Annotated in this window: 15 protein-coding genes and 1 pseudogene; 5 read left to right on the top strand and 11 right to left on the bottom strand. The window is 69.5% G+C overall.

The annotated features are described in order from the left end of the window. The first annotated feature begins 12 nt into the window (after window positions 1-12). Entirely contained in the window at window positions 13-2,544 is a 2,532-nt protein-coding gene (locus ACTOQ2_RS10570) for a M14 family zinc carboxypeptidase (RefSeq protein WP_440099471.1), read from the top strand. Between the two features lie 82 nt (window positions 2,545-2,626). Here ACTOQ2_RS10570 and ACTOQ2_RS10565 read toward each other — a convergent pair whose 3' ends face one another. Together ACTOQ2_RS10565 and ACTOQ2_RS10560 are read right to left on the bottom strand one after the other, a co-directional pair. Then, window positions 2,627-2,983: a hypothetical protein gene (locus ACTOQ2_RS10565; protein WP_440099470.1), complete on the bottom strand. Its 357-nt coding sequence runs from the start codon at window positions 2,981-2,983 to the stop codon at window positions 2,627-2,629. Next, window positions 2,980-3,459: a hypothetical protein gene (locus tag ACTOQ2_RS10560; protein WP_440099469.1), complete on the bottom strand. Its 480-nt coding sequence runs from the start codon at window positions 3,457-3,459 to the stop codon at window positions 2,980-2,982. Before ACTOQ2_RS10560 ends, ACTOQ2_RS10565 begins: the two co-directional genes overlap by 4 nt. Before the next feature lie 553 nt (window positions 3,460-4,012). Between ACTOQ2_RS10560 and ACTOQ2_RS10555 the strand changes: the two genes are divergently transcribed. Then, window positions 4,013-4,309 (top strand): hypothetical protein, encoded by a 297-nt coding sequence (locus ACTOQ2_RS10555; RefSeq protein WP_440099468.1) that lies wholly within the window; start codon window positions 4,013-4,015, stop codon window positions 4,307-4,309. A 116-nt stretch (window positions 4,310-4,425) separates the two neighbouring features. On the opposite strand, the pseudogene ACTOQ2_RS10550 reads toward ACTOQ2_RS10555, so the two are convergent. The 9 genes and pseudogenes from ACTOQ2_RS10550 to ACTOQ2_RS10510 form a co-directional block, all read right to left on the bottom strand. Beyond that, window positions 4,426-4,577, bottom strand: a pseudogene (locus ACTOQ2_RS10550) (IS3-like element ISRhosp5 family transposase); the annotation flags it as partial. Window positions 4,578-4,666: 89 nt separating this feature from the next. After that, entirely contained in the window at window positions 4,667-5,407 is a 741-nt protein-coding gene (locus ACTOQ2_RS10545; protein ID WP_440099467.1) for an isocitrate lyase/PEP mutase family protein, read from the bottom strand. A 246-nt stretch (window positions 5,408-5,653) separates the two neighbouring features. Further along, the gene (locus tag ACTOQ2_RS10540) at window positions 5,654-6,370 is read right to left on the bottom strand and encodes a TetR/AcrR family transcriptional regulator (protein WP_440099466.1); all 717 of its coding nucleotides are present in this window, start codon (window positions 6,368-6,370) and stop codon (window positions 5,654-5,656) included. A gap of 28 nt (window positions 6,371-6,398) precedes the next feature. After that, window positions 6,399-7,616 carry an FAD-dependent monooxygenase gene (locus tag ACTOQ2_RS10535; RefSeq protein ID WP_440099465.1) on the bottom strand — a complete coding sequence of 406 codons (1,218 nt, stop codon included), beginning with the start codon at window positions 7,614-7,616 and terminating at the stop codon, window positions 6,399-6,401. A 316-nt stretch (window positions 7,617-7,932) separates the two neighbouring features. Beyond that, on the bottom strand, window positions 7,933-9,447 hold the full coding sequence (gene qcrB / locus ACTOQ2_RS10530; RefSeq protein ID WP_440099464.1) for a cytochrome bc1 complex cytochrome b subunit: 1,515 nt from the start codon (window positions 9,445-9,447) through the stop codon (window positions 7,933-7,935). Window positions 9,448-9,594: 147 nt separating this feature from the next. After that, window positions 9,595-10,545, bottom strand: a complete 951-nt coding sequence (gene sigJ / locus ACTOQ2_RS10525; RefSeq protein WP_440099463.1) for an RNA polymerase sigma factor SigJ — start codon at window positions 10,543-10,545, stop codon at window positions 9,595-9,597. Window positions 10,546-10,778: 233 nt separating this feature from the next. Next, entirely contained in the window at window positions 10,779-11,672 is an 894-nt protein-coding gene (gene sigJ, locus ACTOQ2_RS10520) for an RNA polymerase sigma factor SigJ (RefSeq protein ID WP_440099462.1), read from the bottom strand. A gap of 136 nt (window positions 11,673-11,808) precedes the next feature. After that, window positions 11,809-12,735, bottom strand: a complete 927-nt coding sequence (locus ACTOQ2_RS10515) for a cytochrome P450 (RefSeq protein WP_440099461.1) — start codon at window positions 12,733-12,735, stop codon at window positions 11,809-11,811. A gap of 32 nt (window positions 12,736-12,767) precedes the next feature. Next, on the bottom strand, window positions 12,768-13,976 hold the full coding sequence (locus tag ACTOQ2_RS10510; RefSeq protein WP_440099460.1) for an alpha/beta hydrolase family protein: 1,209 nt from the start codon (window positions 13,974-13,976) through the stop codon (window positions 12,768-12,770). A gap of 949 nt (window positions 13,977-14,925) precedes the next feature. On the opposite strand from ACTOQ2_RS10510, the gene ACTOQ2_RS10505 reads away from it, so the two are divergent. The 3 genes from ACTOQ2_RS10505 to aceE all read left to right on the top strand — a co-directional run bounded on the left by ACTOQ2_RS10505 (window position 14,926) and on the right by aceE (window position 19,559). Continuing rightward, window positions 14,926-15,654 carry a sigma factor gene (locus tag ACTOQ2_RS10505; RefSeq protein ID WP_440099459.1) on the top strand — a complete coding sequence of 243 codons (729 nt, stop codon included), beginning with the start codon at window positions 14,926-14,928 and terminating at the stop codon, window positions 15,652-15,654. 228 nt (window positions 15,655-15,882) lie between these two features. Continuing rightward, window positions 15,883-17,010, top strand: a complete 1,128-nt coding sequence (locus ACTOQ2_RS10500) for an NAD(P)/FAD-dependent oxidoreductase (RefSeq protein WP_440099458.1) — start codon at window positions 15,883-15,885, stop codon at window positions 17,008-17,010. 89 nt (window positions 17,011-17,099) lie between these two features. Next, entirely contained in the window at window positions 17,100-19,559 is a 2,460-nt protein-coding gene (aceE, locus tag ACTOQ2_RS10495; RefSeq protein ID WP_440099457.1) for a pyruvate dehydrogenase (acetyl-transferring), homodimeric type, read from the top strand. Window positions 19,560-19,563: the final 4 nt, after the last annotated feature.

Genomic DNA, 19,563 nt, shown 5'->3' with positions numbered 1-19,563 from the left:
CAGCTTTACTTCATGCTGAAGCGTTTCAAGGTGATGGCACCGGCCGTACTGGCCGTCGCCATCGCCCTCCCCGCCGGAGCCGCCCAGGCGGAACCCACTCCGGCCGCACCCCCCGTGACCACCTGTGACGCCACCCGGACTCCCCCCGCGTACAACGGCAAGGTGCCGACGCCGAAGAGCGTTCTCGGCTTCGAGCTCGGCGAGCGGGAGGTCACCTCGGCCGAGTCGGACACCCTGCTCACCGCGATCGACAGGGCCAGCGACCGGGTCGTCTCCGGCACCCTGGCCACGAGCGCCGAGGGACGCCCGCTGAAGTACGCGATCGTCGGCACCTCGCACAACATCAGGAACCTGCACGCGATCGAGACCTCGATCAAGCTGCTGCGCAACCCCCTCACCCCCGCCTCCGCGGCGAAGGTCCTCGCCAGGAACACGCCCGCGATCCTGTGGATCGCCGGAAACGTGCACGGCGGCGAGGAGAGCGGCACCGACGCGGCGCTGAGGACCCTGCACGACCTGGCCGGGCGGGACGACTGCGCGGCCAGGAGGATCCTGGACAACGCCGTCGTGGTGATCCTGCCGACGCAGAACCCCGACGGCCGCGAGGCCGACACCCGGCGCAACGCCTACTCGTTCGACATGAACCGCGACTGGTTCGCGCGGACCCAGCCGGAGACCGACGGCAAGATCGAGCTGATGCGCAAGTATCCGCCGCAGCTCTTCATCGACGCCCACGAGATGGGCGGCACCGAATACTTCTTCCCGCCGAACGCCGACCCGTTCTACCACGACATCGCCGAGCCGACGATCGACTGGATCAACAACACCTACGGCGCCGCGATGATCGACGAGTTCACCGGGCGCGGCATCCCGTTCTTCAACCGCGACGTCTACGACATGTTCTACATGGGCTATGGCGACACGGTCCCGACGACCGGGTTCAACGCGGCGGGCATGACGTTCGAGAAGGGGAACGCCTCCCCGATCGCCGCCCGGGCCTTCGAGCAGTGGCTGACCCAGTGGGTCTCGCTCTCCGCGGCGGCGGCCAAGAAGACCGAGATCCTCACCACCTGGCACCGCATGTACGCCGACGCGCTCAAGCAGGGCCTCGACGGCAAGCTGGAGCCGAACCAGGTCTACAACCCGGGCAACGAGGTCATCACCCAGGTTCCCGACCGCAAGGTCCGCCACTACTTCCTGCGCGCCGACGACCCGGCCAAGAAGGCGGAGACCGAGCTGATCGTGCGGCGGCTCCAGCGCATGGACGTCCAGGTGTTCAAGCTGGCCCTGCCGCTCACGGTCAAGGACTTCAAGGCCTACGGCAGGCCCGAGGCGAGGACCACCCTGCCCAGGGGCACCTACTGGATCCCGATGGCCCAGGGCCAGAAGCACTGGATCCAGGCCATGCTGAACGAGGACACCTACACGCCGTTCCCGTACTTCTACGACGTGACCGCGTGGAGCCTGCCGCTGCTCGGCAACGTCTCCGGCGGGTCCTCCGGCCAGGTGCTGCTGCCCCTCGCGACGCCGGTCCGGCCGGTGGGCGCCCCGTCGGCCAAGGTGACCACCTCCCGCAAGATCGGGGTCCTGCAGCTGTCCGGCGGCACGGCGCAGAACGCCGCCGAGTCCTCCGGCTGGCTCCGGCACCGCCTCGACCGCGACTGGAAGCTGCCCTACACGGTGCTCACCCCGGCCGACGTCGCCGCGGGCAAGCTGACCGGGCTGGACGTGGTGCTCGTGCCGGACGGCTCGGCCAACGCGGCGAACACCGCCCTCGGCGACGCCGGGCGCGCGGCGCTGCGCGACTGGGTCGGCGGCGGCGGGCGCTACGTCGGCTGGGCGGGCGGCACCCAGCTGGCCGTCCTGGCCGGGATCTCCGGCGTGACGCTGTCCGAGCCGACCTCGGACATCCCCGGCTCGCTCTTCAGGACCACCCTGGCCGCCGGTCCGCTGAGTGAGGACGTCGGGTCGAGCGTCATGCAGTTCTACGCGTACGACCTGGTCATGCGCGCCGCCGACCCCGCACACGTGGTGTCCTCCTACCCGGCCGCGAACTCGCCCGACTGGTTCCGGTCCGGTTTCGCGCTGGGCGCCGAGGAGCTCGGCGGGACGGCGGCCGCGGTCGACGAGCCGGTGGGCAACGGTCACGCGGTGCTGTTCGCCGCCGAGCCGAACTTCCGCGCCTTCACCGACGGCACGGCGAAGATCGTGTCCAACGCGATCACCGCCGACCTGCCGTCCGCCTCCGCGCGGGCGCGGGCGCTCGCCCCCGCTCCCGAGGCCTCGCGGGCCGCCGCGGCCATCCCGGACCGCGGGTCGCCGATCCGCGTCACGGTCCCCGCGGCCGACCGCGACAAGGTCGCCGCGGCGCTGAAGGGCTTCGGCGCCACCTGGACCGAGCAGCCCGCCACCGGCGGGGCCGTCCGGTTCACGGTCGCCAACCCCGAGGAGCTCGACCTGCACGAACACTCCTGGGCCCGCAAGCTCCCCGGCGCCCTGCGTACCGCCGGGGTCTCCCCGCTCGCGGTGGTGATGCCGCAGTAACACGTTCCGGCAACGATGCGGCGCGCGTCCTCTTCCCCGGGACGCGCGCCGTCGCGTTTCGCGGGAATTTCGCAGGGGACGCTCAGAGCGCCCCGGCCAGGGCACGGGCCAGGTCGGCGGCGGCGCCGGGCGCGTACCGCAGGAACAGGTACGGCTCGGTGAGCTCGACCTCGATGAGAGCCGGGGCCCCGTCGGCCAGGCGGACCAGGTCCACCCGGGCGTAGAGCACCTCGGGAAACTCGCCCAGCACCCGCTCGGCGAGGGCGAGCTGGTCGGGTTCGGGGACACGGAGCTCCCCGTGGTCGTTGCCCTGTTCCGGCTCGCCCGCGCCCTCCACCAGCATCGCGTTGCGCCGGACGGCGTGACTGAACCGGCCGCCGAAGTACAGCAGCGAGGTCTCCCCCTCGGTCTCGACCATGTCCAGGTACGGCTGGATCATCGCGGTCCGCCCCCGGCGGCCAGCCGGGCCGCGTGGACCTCGGCCTCCTGCCGGTCCCCGGTCCTGATTGTGTCGCGGGCCCCCGCCGAGATCGAGGGCTTGACCACGTACTCGCCCAGGACGGGAAAGTCCACGGCCTCCCCCGGCCCGACCCAGTAGGTCGGGATGGACGGCACGCTCAGCTCCCGCAGGTAGGTCTTGTCGGTGTTGCGCTCCAGCACGGCCGCCGGATTGAGCAGCCGCGTGACCAACTCCGTCCGGTGGGCCCACGCGAGGAACTCCGCCCGCCGCTCCACGTAGTCCCAGGGCGTACGGACCACGACGGCGTCGAACGCGGCCCAGTCGACCTCGGGATCGTCCCAGCGCGCGATCCGCCCGGTGATCCCCTCCTCGGCCCACGCCGCGACGGCGACCTCCTTCTCGTCGTCGACCCCGTCCGGGTCGGCGAAGGTCACGTACGCCACGGAAACACCCACGGAAGCCCCTTACGTCAGCACCAAATCAATAGAAGGCACCTTACCTAGGGCGTCTGCCGGATTACGGGCGGGATGTCGCACATCTCCAGGCTGGACGGGTCCGGACCCCGTACGAACTCGCGCGGTCCGACTGTGGCGACCACGCTGTCCGTGCGCGTTGCGCTGTCCGTGCGCGCTCCGGTGGGCGGGTGCTCCGGCCGGCCGTCTCAGTGACCGTCTCGTCAGTCAGACCTCCGGCCTGGCGGGCGCGATGGTTACGGATTTTCATAAGCCGGCCGGAGCACCCGCCCACCTCCGCGCCTTCCGCCCCGCCGTACCCCGCGCGGACCGTAGCCGCTCACTCTCCGGCCGCTCATCGACCCCGCCGCCGCTGAAGCCACCACGACGAGACCGCTCAGAGCTGATCACCGTAGCTGAAGCGTGCCTCTCCGACACAGCGCAGGGCTGATCACCATAAAGGTCAAAAGCAATATCTCATCCGCCACCCCGACTGCGAACGGACAAGCCATTAAATCTCTCCCAGGGGCAATGAGCACTAATTTCGACCGGAAGGGTGAGTCATGGGCCACGTGATCCGCAACAAGAGCAGTACATCCATCTCGTACGACTCGGCTGGGACCTGCGGGTTCTCGGGGTGTCCACCTCGTTCGTCATCTCCGCCACCGGACCACCCGTCCTGGAGGTCATGTCCGCCGCCGAAGTGCGGGTCCGGATTCAGGTCACCCGCCGTGCCTGTGGCTGGGCCTTCGTCTGGCGTCCCTGGCGGTCGGTGCTCTGGCGGCGCGGCGAGTGGGTCTGGGCCGAGGCGGACAACACGGCCGACATGATCGTCTCGGCGGTGACCGGATGAGCGCGGATGAGCAGGTCGGTCATCGTACGTCGGACGCGACGACCGAACGCTGGGACGGGCTGTGTGTCGTGGGACAGCGCGACTTCCCCGGCATCCCTCAGTCAGCGGGGACGGCCCGTAACCAGTTCGTCTCGCCCGCGAAATACTTGGCCGCCCGGCGCAGGATGTCGCGCTCCAGCTCCAGCTCCCGGATCCGGGCCTTGAGCTGCTTGTTCTCCTCTTCCAGCACGTCGTCGGACGATAGCGGGCCGCTCGCCGGTCTCTTGGCCGGGCCCACCATCGCCCCGGCGAACGCGAGGTCGGCCATGGCGGCCGGCGGAGGCCGGGCCGCGTCCGCGAGGGCGTCTCGTGTGGCCGTCAGGCGTTGTAGGGGTCCTGGCCCGAGAGGATCCGGCCGGTCATGGACCTGAGGGCCTCCAGCGCCGTGAGGTAGGTCATCGGGCCGAACGACACCCGTGCCACGCCGAGCGCGGCCAGCCTGCCCAGATCCATGCCGGGCAGGAAGGTCACGTTGACCGGACCGGGGATGGCCTTGACGAGGTCGGCGATCACCTCCTCCGAGGGTGCCAGGATGGGGAAGACGCAGTCGGCGCCGGCTTCGAGGTAGCGGCGGCCGCGTTCGGCGACCTCCTCCACCGAGGCCGAACCGGTCAGGAAGAGATCGATCCGGGCGTTGATCACCAGGTCGGGGCTCGCCGCCCGCAGCGCCGCGATGCGGGCGGCCTGCGTGTCCACGTCGAGCAGGCCGCCCGCGCGATGGTCGCTCTCCTCGAAGTTGAACCCGGCCGCGCCGATGGCGGTGAGCCGCTCGACGAGCTCCGCGGGCGGCAGGCCGTATCCGGCCTCGGCGTCCACGGTCACCGGTACGTCCACCGCACGGATGATCTTGGCCGCGATGTCCAGCATCTCGTCCACGGGGGCGCCCTCGTGGTCGTCGTACCCCAGCATGGCCGAGATGGACGCGCTGGCGGTCGCCAGGGCGGGGTTTCCCGCCTCGGCCACCACGGTGGCGGAGGCCGCGTCCCACACGTTCGGCAGGATGAGCGGGTCGCCGGATCTGTGCAGGTCGCGAAGCAGCGCGGTCCGGGTGTTCGTCATTGGCCGTTCCTTGTCGTCGGGGTCGGTGCGTCACAGGTATGAAGAAATCGAGCCTCCGTTTGTGACAGGATCGCGATGTGATTACCGCCACAGCGGCCCGCTGCCCGGGTGGCCGCTGTGAGCCTCGCAGGGGAGCATAGGCGCGTGCCTCAGGCCCGCCACGCGATCGAGACCGACCGGCTGCGCGCCGCCGACCTGTTCCACGTACTCTCCGGCGATAGTCCGCGTCGGCACGGTCTTCACGCGTCACCGGTCCGGGGGTAGCAGGCGCCGCACGAAGGCGCGGCGCTCGTTCAGCAGCCGGAGCGCCGCGGCCGCCGCGGCTGGGACATCGGCGACATCGGGAACATCGGCCCCGGTCCGGCCGGGCGGGTAGAGCAGAGCGCGTACGCTCGCCTCGAACACTTCCCGCCGATCGTCGAGCGCCTCCGCGTCGGCCCCCGTCATCAGTGCGAAGAAGCCGCCCACCAGCGCACGCATGGCGTACGTCTGATGCGCGAAAGTCCAGTCGTCCCTCGCCAGGCCGTGGGCACGCCACACTTCGAGCAGGTCACGGGACAGGACACCGGGCCCGAGCAGGTCGAGCAGGCGCCGGGTCTCCTCCCGCTCCGTGAGCAGTCCGATCATGTGCACGTCGGCCTCCTGCACCGCACGCACGAACGGGTGACCCAGCAGGGTGGTCCGCATCATCCCCCAGCACAGCCGGTGCGGCCACACGGCGTCGACGTCGGTGCCGAGATCGGAGAGGTGCTCGGCCGCGTCGAGGAAGTCACGGACGATCAGCTCGGCGATCAGGTCTTCCTTGGTCCGCCAGTACAGGTAGAGCGTTCCCTTCCCGATGTGCGCCAGCCGGGTGATCTCCGAGATGCTGATGCTCCGCACTCCGTGGCGGAGCACCAGCTCCCGCGTCACCTTGAGGATGCGTGCGACCTTGGCCGGGTCGTGCCGCACGAGCTCGGTCACCGCGACTCCTTCAGGCTCGGGGTCAAGCTCAGGCCGCGGCGATGTCCGCGTTCTTCGCGATCCTGCCGCGCATGAAGAACTGCCGGACGTAGTGGCCGACGACCGGCCATTCCTCGCCTCGGGTCCAGAAGTGGCGCACGAGAGCCTCGCGGCGGCCCGAGGGATTGAACCACTGCCGCATCGGTTCGGCCGATTCCTGCCATTCGTTGATGACCGGCCGCAGTTTGCGCTCCCACTCGGTCATCGCCGTTGCGAGGTCGTCCGGATGCCGCTGCAACATGGTGCCGAGCAGGTCCGATCCGGCCAGCCCCGCCGAGACGCCCATCCCGGCGTAGAGGGTGACGCACCATGCCGAATCACCGATCAGGACCACCCGGCCCCGGTGCCAGGAGTCCATCCGCACCTGTTCGGCCGAGTCGAAGAGGATGTCCTCCACGGTGTCGGCCTCGTCGAGGACGGCGCCGAGCAGCTTGCCCGTCGGCTGGTCACCGAAAACCTGGCGCAGTCGCTTCGCCGGAGGCAGCCGGAACTCGGCGTCGATGTCGTCGGTGCGGTACGTGAGCATCACCGTGGGGATGATGTCCCGGAACCCGAACACCCACATCGCGCGGCCACGGTCCGGGTCGAACTGCACGGCGGTGTCCTCCTGCGCGAGGCCGGGCAGGGGTTTCGACAGCTGGAACGCACAGGTGATCCCGCCCATCGGGTGCATGTACCGCTCGTGCGGGCCGAACACCAGCCTGCGTACGGTCGACCGCAGCCCGTCCGCGCCGACGACCAGTCCGAACCGTTCGGTCACGGTCTCGTCGCTCAAGGTGTTGTGCAGGGTCACGTCGACGCCGTCGCCGTCCTGTGCGATTTCGGTCGGGACGGTGGAGAAGCGAATCTCGACGTCGCCGGGCAGCGCCTCGAACGCGGCGTCCTCGACCTCGCCCCGGCGCATCATGCGCGGACCGTCCGGGAGATTGCCGAGAATGGCCATGCTGGTCCTGTTACCGTGCCGGTCGACTTCGTAGTGGATGGTATTGGGAGAGGTGTGATCCGTTACGCCGGGTCCCAGCCCCAGCCGCTCCGCGCTGGCGCGTCCCGCTCCCCACAGCAGCACGAAATAGCCGCCCTTTCTGCGCTGCGGCGCCCGTTCGACGATGACGGGCTCCCAGCCGATTTGCCGCAACCGTATCGCCGCCGCCATACCGCTGATTCCCATTCCGACGATTAGCACGCGCCGGTTGTTTTCAGTGTTCATGTCTTCAGTATAGGAAATGACTGACCATTTCCCTTAGCCGGTCAGTAGGTCATATCTCATAGTCGCCGGACCTCACATTTCGTCTCGCTGAATCGTCGGAGACATACTCTCCGAACGCGTCGCCGTTTACGAAGCCCGAAAAGAGCCGACGCGGGACAGAATGATTTAGCCGCGAGCGGATCGACCGCACCCAGGTAGCCGTCGCCATGGATTTTCAGCACCGCTGTGGCGGTTCGCCGCCAGAGGACGGCCGGCCGCGCAGGCCCTTCGGGCAGACAGGCCTTCGACGAGGCGTGATCCGGCCGCCGCATGCCGGTCAGCGGTGCCAGGAGCGCTGCAACTCGTCGCGAACCCGGCGCGCGACCGTGGGCGGGGCGCCACCGGCCGGCGGCAGCGGTGGGGGCGCCGGGGAGGCCGGCGGCACGAGTACGGCCGTCTCCTCCTCCGTGGCCGGTCGCTCGATCTCGGCGAACCCGCCTTCGGGATCACGCACGATCACGCCGGTCTCCACGCCGTGCTCGGCGGTGTGCCGGTCACGCGCCTGCAGGCCCAGACAGATCCACCGGGTGACGACGAACCCCAGTACCGGCCCGGCCACGATCGCGACACGGAAGATCCAGGTCGTGGCGTACAACGAGATCTGGAAGTGCACGGCGATCAGGTCGTTGCCGCCCGCCAGCCACAGCACCCCGTAGTAGACGATGCCGGCCACGCCGAGCGCGGTGCGGGTGGGCACGTCGCGCGGCCGGTCGAGCAGGTGGTGCACGGCACGGTCACGAGTGATCCACCGTTCGGCGAACGGGTAGAGGGCGATGGCGGTGAAGAGCAGCCCGGGCGCGCCCAGCGCGGGGAGCAGCACGCTCATCGACACCGTGTGGCCGAAGACCGTGAGCTCCCACGGCGGCATGATCCGCAGTGCGCCCTCCAGGAAACCCATGTACCAGTCGGGCTGGGAGCCCGCGCTCACCGCGCTCGACACGTACGGCCCGTACAGCCAGACGGGGTTGATCTGGAAGAAGGTGGCCAGCAGCGCCACCACGCCCACCACCCACAGGAAGAACGCCGTCGTCTTGCCGATGAACGTGGGGAAGAACGGCGCGCCGCGCACCACTCGGTCGTTCAACCCCTTGGCGCGAAACTGGGTGTGCGTCTGCCGCCAGGTGATCACCACCGCGTGCAGCGGGATGAGCACGAGCAGCAGGCCGGGGATGAGCAGCACGTGCAGGCTGTAGAGGCGGGAGACGATGTCGTGGCCGGGGAACTCGCCACCGAACAGGAAGGTCGCCAGGTACGTCCCCACGAGCGGTATGGAGATCATCACGCCGTGCAGGATGCGCAACCCGGCGCCCGACAGCAGGTCGTCGGGCAGCGAGTAGCCGAACAGTCCGTTCAGCATCACCAGTGCGAAAAGCGCCACGCCGATCAGCCAGTTCAGCTCACGCGGCTTGCGGAAGGCGCCGGTGAAGAAGTGGCGCAGCAGGTGAACCACGATGGAGGCCAGGAAGAGCAGGGTGGCCCAGTGGTGCATCTGCCGCATTATCAGACCGCCGCGCACCTCGAAGCTGATCTCCAGGGTGGAGGCGTACGCCTGGCTCATCGTCACCCCGCGCAGCGGCACGTAGACGCCCTCGTAGACGACCTCATGCATCGAGGGCTTGAAGAACAGCGTGAGGAAGACGCCGGTGACCAGGACGATCACGAAGGAGTACAGCGCGATCTCCCCGAGCAGGAAGGTCCAGTGATCGGGGAAGACCTTCCGCATGGCCTTCTTCGCGAAGCCGGCCCCACCGACCCTCTCGTCGAGTGCTCGCGCCAGCGAGTCCGTCCTCATCGTCTTTCCACCTTTGCCTTGACCACGTCTTGCTATCAAGACGAGATAGGTCGGGCGAATGTGATAATCCGGGTGGATTGTTCTTCAAACAGGGCGTTCGGTCGTACCGGGCTCGAACCGCCGGCGGCTCGCGGAGGGTCGTGACCTTCAGCGGCCGGATTCCCGCCAGGCATGGAGTTTGTCCGGATTCACCATCACCCAGATCTGGGTGATGCGGCCGCCGCGGACGGCGAAGGCCAGGAGGCCGTTGACCTCGCCGTTGACATGACTCACCAGACCGGGGCAGCCGTTGACGTTCTCCTCGGTGAGCTCCTGGGCGAACCTGTTCCGGAGCAGGCCGAGAAAGTAGCGCGCCGTCTTCTCGGCACCGAGGATCGCGCGCAGGGCCGCACGGGCCTTCCCCCCGCCGTCGGCGCGCACGGTGACCTCGGGGTCGAGCAGGCTGATCAGGGCGTCGAGGTCGCCGTGCTCGCAGGCGTTCTTGAAGGCGGAGACGACGCTGCGATGCTGGTGGGCGGTCACGGTGCGGCAGCGGTCGGACTGCAGGTGGCGCCGGGCCGAGGCGGCGAGCTGACGGCAGGCCGCCGGACTACGCCCCACGATCTCGGCGATCTCGGTGTGGGGCAGGTCGAAAACGTCGTGCATGACGAAGGCGACCCGCTCGGCGGCGGTGACGGATTCCAGCATGACGAGCACGCCCATGCTGACGGAGTCGTCGAGACTCACCTGCTCGGCGGGATCGCCCGGCCGGGACTTCCCTGCGCTGGTCCACCGGGTCTCGTCCGGGAGCGGTTCGGGCAGCCAGTCCCCCACATACCGCTCCCGGCGCGCCCGGGCCGAATTGAGCTGGTCCAGGCAGATCCTGCAGGTCACCCGCACCAGCCACGCGGCCGGCGACCGAATCTCGCGCCGAGCCTCGTCGGACAGGGCGAACCATCGTGCGAAGGCGTCCTGCACGACGTCCTCGGCGTCGTTGGCGGAGCCGAGCATCCTGAACGCGATGTTGACCAGGGTGACGCGCTCGTCCAGCATCACGGCGGTGTGCTCATCGAAGATCGGGCGCGCGGAGAGAGGGGCCTGCTCCGGGTCAGCCGGCACGACGCTCCTCCCGCATTTCGTTCGGTGTCCTTCTTCTTCTTTGACGGAATAGGACCGCCGGTTGTGATGACGTTCGCGGTACGGCCGGGAAAATTCGCCGTGCGGGCGGCCGGGTGGGCGCTGGACGCGACGGCCGGGGCCGAGACGACGCCGCGCTGGATGACGTGTCGCCGGCAGCGTGGAGGTCGGTTCGACTCGGATGAGAGTCTCGGCCCGGACCGACCGCTCAGCGCTCATATCCGACGGCTGACGTCCTTCCAGGCATGGAGCTTGTCTGGATTCGCGATTATCCAGACGTCGGTGATGCGGTCGTCCCGGACGGCGACGGCCATGACGGCCATGACCTCGCCATCGGCGTAGCCGACCAGGCCGAGGCGGCCGTTGACGTTCTCCTCGACGATCTCCTGGGCGAATCTCCTGTGGAACAGGCCGGCGAAGTACCGCGCGGTCTTCTCGGCGCCGAGGATCGGACGCAGGGCCGCGCGAGCCTTTCCGCCGCCGTCGGCGCGCACGCGGACCTCGGGGTCGAGCAGGCTGATCAGGGCGTCGAGGTCGCCGTGCTCGCAGGCGACCCTGAACGCGGAGACGACGCTGCGATGCTGGTGGGCGGTCACGGTACGGCGCCGGTCGGACTGCAGGTGGCGCCGGGCCGAGGCGGCGAGCTGACGGCAGGCCGCCGGACTACGCCCCACGATCTCGGCGATCTCGGTGTGGGGCAGGTCGAAAACGTCGTGCATGACGAAGGCGACCCGCTCGGCGGCGGTGACGGATTCCAGCATGACGAGCACGCCCATGCTGACGGAGTCGTCGAGACTCACCTGCTCGGCGGGATCGCCCGGCCGGGACTTCCCTGCGCTGGTCCACCGGGTCTCGTCCGGGAGCGGTTCGGGCAGCCAGTCCCCCACATACCGCTCCCGGCGCGCCCGGGCCGAATTGAGCTGGTCCAGGCAGATCCTGCAGGTCACCCGCACCAGCCACGCGGCCGGCGACCGAATCTCGCGCCGAGCCTCGTCGGACAGGCCATACCACCGCGCGTAGGCCTCCTGCGCGACGTCCTCGGCGTCATGCGCGCAGCCGAGCATCCTGAACGCGATGTTGACCAGGGTGACGCGATCATCGAGCGTCACGGTGCCGCGCCCTCGAAGATCAGACTCGGGGAGGGGGCGGCTTGTCCCCGGTCGGGTAGCACCATGGCACTCCTTCGTGATCCAGCCGGGCGCACCACGGAGGATACCTATGTCGCCCTTTGCCCAAGTTATGCCGCTATGTGCCACGTCCATCCCCCATCGCGGGCAAAGAGCTCTTGACGTCGTCCAGACTCAGCGCAGGTGCACGGGCAGGGCGTTGAGCCCGTTCAAGATCATGGATGGGTAGCGGGTCACGGTGCCGGGGCCGGTGTCGAGTCGCAGGGGGGGGGTAGCGGGCCAGCAGTGTGCCAAGGGCGATGCGGGCTTCGACGCGGGCCAGGGACGCGCCGAGGCAGTAGTGCATGCCGTGGCCGAAGGCCGTGTGCGGAGCGCGTTGACGGGTGAGGTCGAGCCGGTCGCCTTCGGGGAAACGGGCCGGGTCGCGGTTGGCCGCCTGCAACGCGATGATCACCGTCTCGCCCGCCTCGATCCTCACGCCGCCCACCTCGATCGGCTCGGCCGCCACGTACGGCATCGTGTTCTGCACCGGACCGTCGTAGCGCAGCAGTTCCTCGATCGCCGCCTCGAGCAGGCCGGGATCGTCGCGGAGCAAGGCGAGCTGGCCGGGGTTGGCGAGCAGCGCGGACACGAGGTCGACCGAGTCGGAGCCGTCGCACGCCGACAGCAGGTCGTCGGTCAGCCGCTGGATCCTCGGGGCCAGCTTTTCGATCCTGCGCCGGGTGAACACCGAGGTCACCAGCTTGCGCAACCGGGCGTGATCCGCCCCGTCGGCCAACAGCATGTGCGAGTAGGCTCCGCGGGCCAGTTCCTGCGGCAACCTGGCCGCGTACGTCCCGTACCGCCGGCCGCCCTTGACCAGCCGTGGGTCGGACAGCAGCGACCGCGCCTCCTCGTGCCCGGTGATCAGCCAACCGACCGGCCCCGAGCGCGCCGTCATCGGATGCGCGGGTCCTGTGCTCAGGAGCTCGGCGTAGATCGCGTCACGCTCACCGTCGCGGACGGCGGTGAACGGGCTGGCGCCTGCGGCGCGTACCGTCAACATACTTTCTTCTCCAACATGTAGATGGCCTGCCGCTACCGGGTCCTGTGGCTGTCGAGCCAATCGATGACGTCGGTGGCCGCGCCGCCCTGACCGCGGGGGGCCAGTACGGAGTAGTGGTCCTCCCCCGGGTAGAGGCGGAACTCGGCCGCGGTGCCGGCCGCGCGAGCGTTGCGAACCGCCTGCTTGGTCACCGCGATCTTGATGGACGGGTCCCGATCGCCCTGGAGCAGCAGCATCGGGGCCGGACTCTTCCCGCGAGGCACGCTCTGCGCGTCCAGCCAGCCTTGCAGCCGCAGCGCCGCCTCAAGGGTCTGCGGGGTGAACTGGTAGTCGTTCAACGTGTCGCCGAGGTCGGCCGAGAAGTCTTCCCAGATCTTCGCGGTGCAGTCCGTTTCCACCTTGGGCAGCATGTCCATCGCCTGATCGCCGAGGAACTGGTCGTAGCGCAGGCCGGGGTGCACCGTCTTCAGACCGTGCAGAGCCAGCAGATAGAAGCCGCGGTCCACCGGAGCGGGCGAACCGTAGTTGTAGGCCTGCCCGACATCGGTCACCGGTGCCAGCCCGACCGTGCCTCGGAAGTCGAGGCCTTTGCCCCAGCTCTTGGAGAGTTCCCCGGCGGCGATGGCGGCCTGCCCGCCCTGGGAGTGCCCGACGGCGAACCACGAGGTCGACAACGTCGAATCGGCCTGCACCGCCGCGCGAACGGCGTCGATCACGCCACGGCCCTCACTGTCGGCCACGATGTAGGGATGCTCACCGGCGGTGCCCAGACCCTCGTAGTCGGTCGCGGTCACCGCGTAACCGGCCTTCAGCAGCTCCGCGACCAGAGCGCTGTAACCGTACAGATCGACCTTGCCGTCCTTGTTCGGCGTGCTGGACGGGGCGCACCGATCGCTGATGCCGCTGGACCCGTGTGCCCATGACACCACCGGCCGGCCTCCCTTGGGAGCCCTGCCCTTCGGGGTGAGGAGCACTCCACTGACCACGATGTCCTCACCGTTCAGCGACCGGGATCGATAGGTGATCCGATCCGCCCGCTTGGTCACCGAGGCGAGCACCGGGTCAAGGTTGGCGATGGCCTTGGCCGACACCAGGCTCCCCGGGCCTTCGGAGCCGCCCGCCGCCCGCACCGTGGTCGTGGCGTTCTCACCGCCGGCATGGGCCGGAAGCGCGATCCCCCCGGAGAGGGTCGCGGCCACGGCCACGCCGAGCGCGGCGGCCCGGAGCGTCTTGGCTTGCATGGGATCATCTCCTGCGTTCGTCCAGTCGCTGTTGGCGAATCTGGAGTCGTTATGAACAACCGTCGCCGTTGGGGCGGAAAAGGATGAGGCCGGCGTGACAGGTCTCACGCAATGTGAGCTCGACCGTCGCCGAGGCCTTTCCGGATCGGCCGTCCACTTCCGTGATCGCACCGCCGCCGACACCGGACAAAAAGACGTGCCAATCCGACTTCAGACAAATCAACAATTCCGATTGATCGGGACATCAGGCTGTCGCCGGACAGCCGTGAACATCGGTGCCACCTCAGCGGAACGAATGAGCTCGCGCCCAGCGATGATCAGGACGTGCGGGTCCCCTCTCCCTGACTCCTCTCGGCTCCTCGCTCAGTACGACGGGACAGCACGGCGTTGTGTGATGATTTTCGAGGTACTGCCGGAAGATCTCGCCGGCTCTCCTGCTTGAGCCGTTGGCGTCCGGTCCGCCCGTGTGCTTGAAACGGTGATCGAGCCGATCGTCGGTGAGCCGGCGCCGCGCCGCGGCCCGCACCTTGCAGAGCGTTCCGTGGATGTCCGTCCGGTCTCAATGCTCGGCGTGGTGGTCGGGCGTCGAACTCGGGGGCTCCATTGACGGCGGACGCGGAGGTTCGTCCACGCCAAACGCGACATCGCCGGCCGGCTCCCGCACGCACCTTACTCGGAGGCCCCCTGCGTCGTCGTTAGGGTATGAGCCTCACGCAACTGTGGAAAGTCCGCCTCTCGCGCGGCGGCCACGCGGACGTAGTGCCGGACCGCGCCTCCGGAACGACCCGGGCGGCCGACGGCGTGCCCCGCGGCACCGTACTCGACGCCCGGCCTGGCGCCCGGCGCGACGAGATCGACGCCCGGCACGTTCGCCGGACGCCGGTCCGGGAACGCCGCCGCGCCGGCGCCCGCCTCTGGGCCGGGCCCGTTCGTTGTCGTCGTGTGCGTCATGTTTGAGCCGCACCGGCCTGCGCGCTGTGCCGACGCGGGGATCAGCGCGATCGTGGGTGAGCGGCGGCTGCTGGGCGAGGTCGCCGAGCGTCTGCTCGGTTCGGCGCGCGAGGCCGAGGACGTGGTGCGGGAGACCTATGCCCGCTGGTACGCGATGCCGGAGGACATGCAGGAGGAGGTCGGCTGGCCGACTGCCTGGCTCGTCAGCGTCACGAGCCGCCTGTGCTGCGACCGGCTGAACAGGGCACGTCCGAGTTCGCCGCACGCGACCGAGCGCCCGCGTTCCGGGGAAGGCGCGGCCGGCGGCCGGCCGGCGGGCCCCTGGGCGCCCGAGCACCGGCATGACCACATCGTCCAGGTGTTCAAAGACGTTTGCGAGGGGATGGACGAGGTCTCCGGCTTGACCGCCCTGCTCGCCCCTGACGTCATCGTGATCACCGATGGCGGCGGCCGGGTACGTGTCCCGCTGCAGCCGGTCAGCGGCACCGAGCAGGCCACGCGCTACATCCTCGACCTGTTCGGCGGGCAGGCCGATGTGACCCTCGTGGAGACGTCGGTCAACGGCGGGCCGGGGCTCATCGTCCGCGTGGCCGGCACCACGGCTGCGGTCGTTGTCCTGCACCTCTGCGGGGGCCTCATCTCGGACGTGTGGATCGTGATGAACCCCGACAAACTCGGCGCGTTTCGAGAGCATGAGGACCCTCCGGCGGGCACAACGCGGACATGATGACGTGAGCCTTGGGCGACGTCGTCCAGGGCTCATGTTCTCACGAGGAAACCGGTCGTGCCGGTCCCGCCTGTTTCCCTCGCCGGCCGTGTGTGAGGACGAAGGCTCTCGCATGTCCTCACACACGGCCATGCCGTCCCGTCATTAGGTGGAGAGCCTGAAAGGAGACAGGCGGCGGCAAAGCACATTCTGATCGTGGGTGGCGGGTGTGTCGGCACGCACAGTGCCATGAGGCTGCGTAAGCTCATCCGTTCCGGCGAAGTGAGCGTCACGCTGGTGAACCCGCGTGGCTCCGTGAACGACCGATCGCCCCTTGCCGACGTGGCCGGCGGCACGGCCGGGCCGCGCTTCGTGGCCGCCTCGCCCGGAGAGGTGCCCCAGGAGGTGCGGGTGCTGACCGGGCAGGTCACGCCGACAGCCCACGAGGCCCGCGCCGCCGAATTCCGGCCGGCCCAGGGACCGCCCAGGGTGATCTTGTACGACATCCTCGTCGTCACGACCGGCCTGAGCACCGGAGGGCCGCCCATCCTGGGTCTGGCGGAACACACGATCGGCTGTAAGGACGGCTTCGAGACCGTACACCTGCGCAACCACGTGCTGACCCAGATCTCGGCCGCCTGCACCGACGATGAACAGGTGAGGCGCAGGGCGCTGACGTTCGTGGTGGTCGGGGGCGGGTTCTCCGGCGTCAGGGCACTGGCCGAGATGCAGGTACTGGCCGAGGAGGCCCTGACCGACCACAAGACGATCGATCTCACCGACCTGAGCTGGACCCTGGTCGAGGCCGGTGCCGACCTCCTGCCCGGACCGCGGGAGATCCTCGCCCGCCGCACCGCGGACGTGCGGCTCGGCACCCGGCTGACATCGGCGGCCGACGGGGTGGCGGTGCTCTCGGACGGGACGAAACTCAACGCGGGCACCCTGGTCTGGGCCGCGGGTGAGCCGCCGAGCTCGCACATGGCCGAGGGCGGGTTGCCGGTGGACCACGGCGGCCGGCTCGTCACCACCGAGTACCTGACGGTGGCGGGCGTCGCCGACGCGTTCGCGGCCGGTGAGGGCGCCGTCGTGCCGGACCTGACCCGGCCGGGAGAGTTCGTCGTGCCCGGCGCCCGGCGCGTGGTACGGCAGGCTCGGTTGCTGGGGCGCAACCTGGTTGCGTACGGGGCAAGCGGCTCAGGCCGTACCGCCACACCGCTTGGTTTCGATGAAGTCGGCACCTCACCACGGGTTACGGCCGCGATGCGTGCCGGAGCCCGGCTGACGCCGAGCTCCGCCGCCGTGCGCCGTTCCACCACGCGGTCACCGGGCCCCAACCGGCCGCTGATCAGGCCGTCGAGCACGGCCCGCCGGATCTGATCACGAAGCGGGAGTCGTGTGACAGGTTTCACTGGTCCACTTGGAGACGAAAACATCAAATGACCGATCATAGGATGTTTAATGGTGGTATGGAGAAGGACGTCGACCCGCAGGAAACCGCGGAATGGCTGGAGTCGCTGGAGGCGGTCCGCCGGGCGGCAGGCCCCGAACGGGCCGAGTACCTGCTGAAGCGGCTGGCCACGAGCAGCCGGTACATCAACACCGTGCCGACGTCCGAGGAGCCCGGCTACCCCGGTGACCTCGAACTAGAGGAGCGGATCGCGGCCTACGACCGGTGGAACGCGGCGGCGATGATCACCAGGGGCAGCCGGCTCGGGCTCGGCGGCCATCTGGCCACCTACGCCTCGGCCGCCTGGCTGTACGAGGTCGGATTCAACCATTTCTTCCACGGCGGCCGCGACCAGGTGTACTTCCAGGGCCACGCGTCCCCGGGCATCTACGCCCGCGCGTTCCTGGAAGGACGGCTGACCGAGGGGCAGCTCGACCTGTTCCGGCGCGAGCCCGAGGGCGGGTTGCCGTCGTACCCGCACCCGCGGAGCATGCGCGAGTTCTGGCAGTTCCCCACGGTGTCCATGGGCCTCGGGCCGCTCAACGCGATCTACCAGGCCAGGTTCAACCGCTACCTTCACAACCGCGGCATCAAGGACACCTCGCTCAGCCACGTATGGGCCTTCCTCGGCGACGGCGAGATGGACGAGCCCGAGTCCACGGCGGCCCTCACCCTGGCCGCCCGCGAAGGGCTGGACAACCTGACCTTCGTGATCAACTGCAACCTGCAGCGGCTCGACGGGCCGGTGCGCGGCAACACCCGCATCGTGCAGGAGCTCGAAGGCGTCTTCAGGGGCGCGGGCTGGCACGTCGTCAAGGCGCTGTGGGGCGCCGAATGGGACGGGCTGCTCGGTTCGGACGAGCTGCTGTCCCGGCTGGGCGAGATGCCGGACGGGCAGTTCCAGACCTTCACCACCTCGACCGGGGACTACATCAGGCGGCAGCTGTTCCACGGGCTGGACGTGCCGTACTCCGACGAGGACCTGCGGCGCATCGTCGGCGGCTCGCGGGCCGGCCACGAGCCGCGTAAGGTGCACGCCGCCTACCGCCGGGCCCTCGACCACCGGGGCGCGCCTACGGTGATCCTCGTGCAGACCGTCAAGGGGTGGACGCTCGGAGCCGGCGTGGAGGCGCGCAACGCCAACCACCAGATGAAGAAACTCACCCAGGAGGAGTTCCGGGCGCTGCGCGACCGGCTCGGGCTGCCGGTGCCGGACGAGGCGCTCGACACGGACCTGCCGCCGTACCTGCACCCCGGGGCCGACTCGCCCGAGGTCCGCTACGTGGCCGAGCGCCGCCGGGCACTGGGCGGGCCCATCCCTCGCCGAACCGTCTCCCACCGGCCACTGCCGGCGCCGGCCGAGGGGCCGTTCCGGGCCCTGGAGAAGGGGTCCAAGCAGCCGATGGCCACCACGATGGCTTTCGTCCGCCTGGTCAAGAACCTCATGAAGGAGCCGGAGACCGGGCGCCGCTGGGTGCCCATCGTGCCCGACGAGGCCAGGACCTTCGGCATGGAGTCGCTGTTCCCCACCGCCAAGATCTACTCGCCGCTGGGCCAGCGTTACGAGTCGGTCGACCGGGACCTGCTGCTGTCCTACCAGGAGGCGGTCGACGGACAGCTCCTGATCGAGGGCATCACCGAGGCGGGATCGATGGCGTCGTTCACGGCCGCCGCCTCCAGCTACGCCACCCACGGCGAGGCCATGATCCCGTTCTACATCTTCTACTCGATGTTCGGCTGGCAGCGGACCGGCGACCAGATGTGGGCGCTGGCCGACCAGCTCGGCCGCGGATTCCTGATCGGCGCCACCGCGGGACGGACCACGATGACCGGCGAGGGGCTGCAGCACGGCGACGGGCACTCCCAGCTGATCGCCTCGACCAACCCCGCGTGTCTCGCCTACGACCCCGCCTTCGGCTACGAGGTCGCGGAGATCGTGCGCGAAGGGCTTCGGCGCATGTACGGGCCCGACGGCGAGGACGTCTTCTACTACCTCACCCTCTACAACGAGCCGCTCCCCCAGCCCGCGATGCCCGAGGGCGTGCGCGAGGGCATCCTCAAGGGCATCTACCGGTACTCCAGCGGCGGTGGCCAGGCCCATCTGCTCGCCAGCGGCACCGCGATCCACTGGGCGCTGGCCGCGCAGCGGCTGCTCCGGGAGGAGTACGGCGTGGGCGTCGACGTCTGGTCGGTCACCTCGTGGAGCGAGCTGCGCCGCGACGCGATGACCTCCACCGCGGTGCCCTACCTCCGGCAGGCCCTGGCCGGGACCGAGGGCCCGGTGATCGCGGTCAGCGACTGGATGCGCGCCGTACCGGATCAGATCAGCCCGTGGATCGACCGGCCGTGGACCTCCCTCGGCACCGACGGGTTCGGCCTCTCCGGCACCCGGGAGTCCGTACGCGAGCACTTCGGTGTCGACCCGCGTTCGATCGCCGACGCCGTGCTCAAGTCCGTCGAGGAGGCCGGCCGGAGATGACCGG

It is taken from the genome of Streptosporangium sp. H16 (genome assembly GCF_051918855.1).
Classification (GTDB): domain Bacteria; phylum Actinomycetota; class Actinomycetes; order Streptosporangiales; family Streptosporangiaceae; genus Streptosporangium.
This window is presented reverse-complemented; position numbering and strand designations above follow the sequence as displayed.

Coding starts and splice junctions, on each gene's coding strand:
- ACTOQ2_RS10515 (WP_440099461.1), bottom strand. CDS start 12,735: ATGTTGACGGTACGCGCCGCAGGCGCCAGCCCGTTCACCGCCGTCCGC.
- ACTOQ2_RS10545 (WP_440099467.1), bottom strand. CDS start 5,407: ATGACGAACACCCGGACCGCGCTGCTTCGCGACCTGCACAGATCCGGC.
- ACTOQ2_RS10510 (WP_440099460.1), bottom strand. CDS start 13,976: ATGCAAGCCAAGACGCTCCGGGCCGCCGCGCTCGGCGTGGCCGTGGCC.
- ACTOQ2_RS10570 (WP_440099471.1), top strand. CDS start 13: ATGCTGAAGCGTTTCAAGGTGATGGCACCGGCCGTACTGGCCGTCGCC.
- ACTOQ2_RS10500 (WP_440099458.1), top strand. CDS start 15,883: ATGAGGCTGCGTAAGCTCATCCGTTCCGGCGAAGTGAGCGTCACGCTG.
- aceE (WP_440099457.1), top strand. CDS start 17,100: ATGGAGAAGGACGTCGACCCGCAGGAAACCGCGGAATGGCTGGAGTCG.
- ACTOQ2_RS10505 (WP_440099459.1), top strand. CDS start 14,926: ATGTTTGAGCCGCACCGGCCTGCGCGCTGTGCCGACGCGGGGATCAGC.
- qcrB (WP_440099464.1), bottom strand. CDS start 9,447: ATGAGGACGGACTCGCTGGCGCGAGCACTCGACGAGAGGGTCGGTGGG.
- ACTOQ2_RS10535 (WP_440099465.1), bottom strand. CDS start 7,616: ATGAACACTGAAAACAACCGGCGCGTGCTAATCGTCGGAATGGGAATC.
- ACTOQ2_RS10565 (WP_440099470.1), bottom strand. CDS start 2,983: ATGATCCAGCCGTACCTGGACATGGTCGAGACCGAGGGGGAGACCTCG.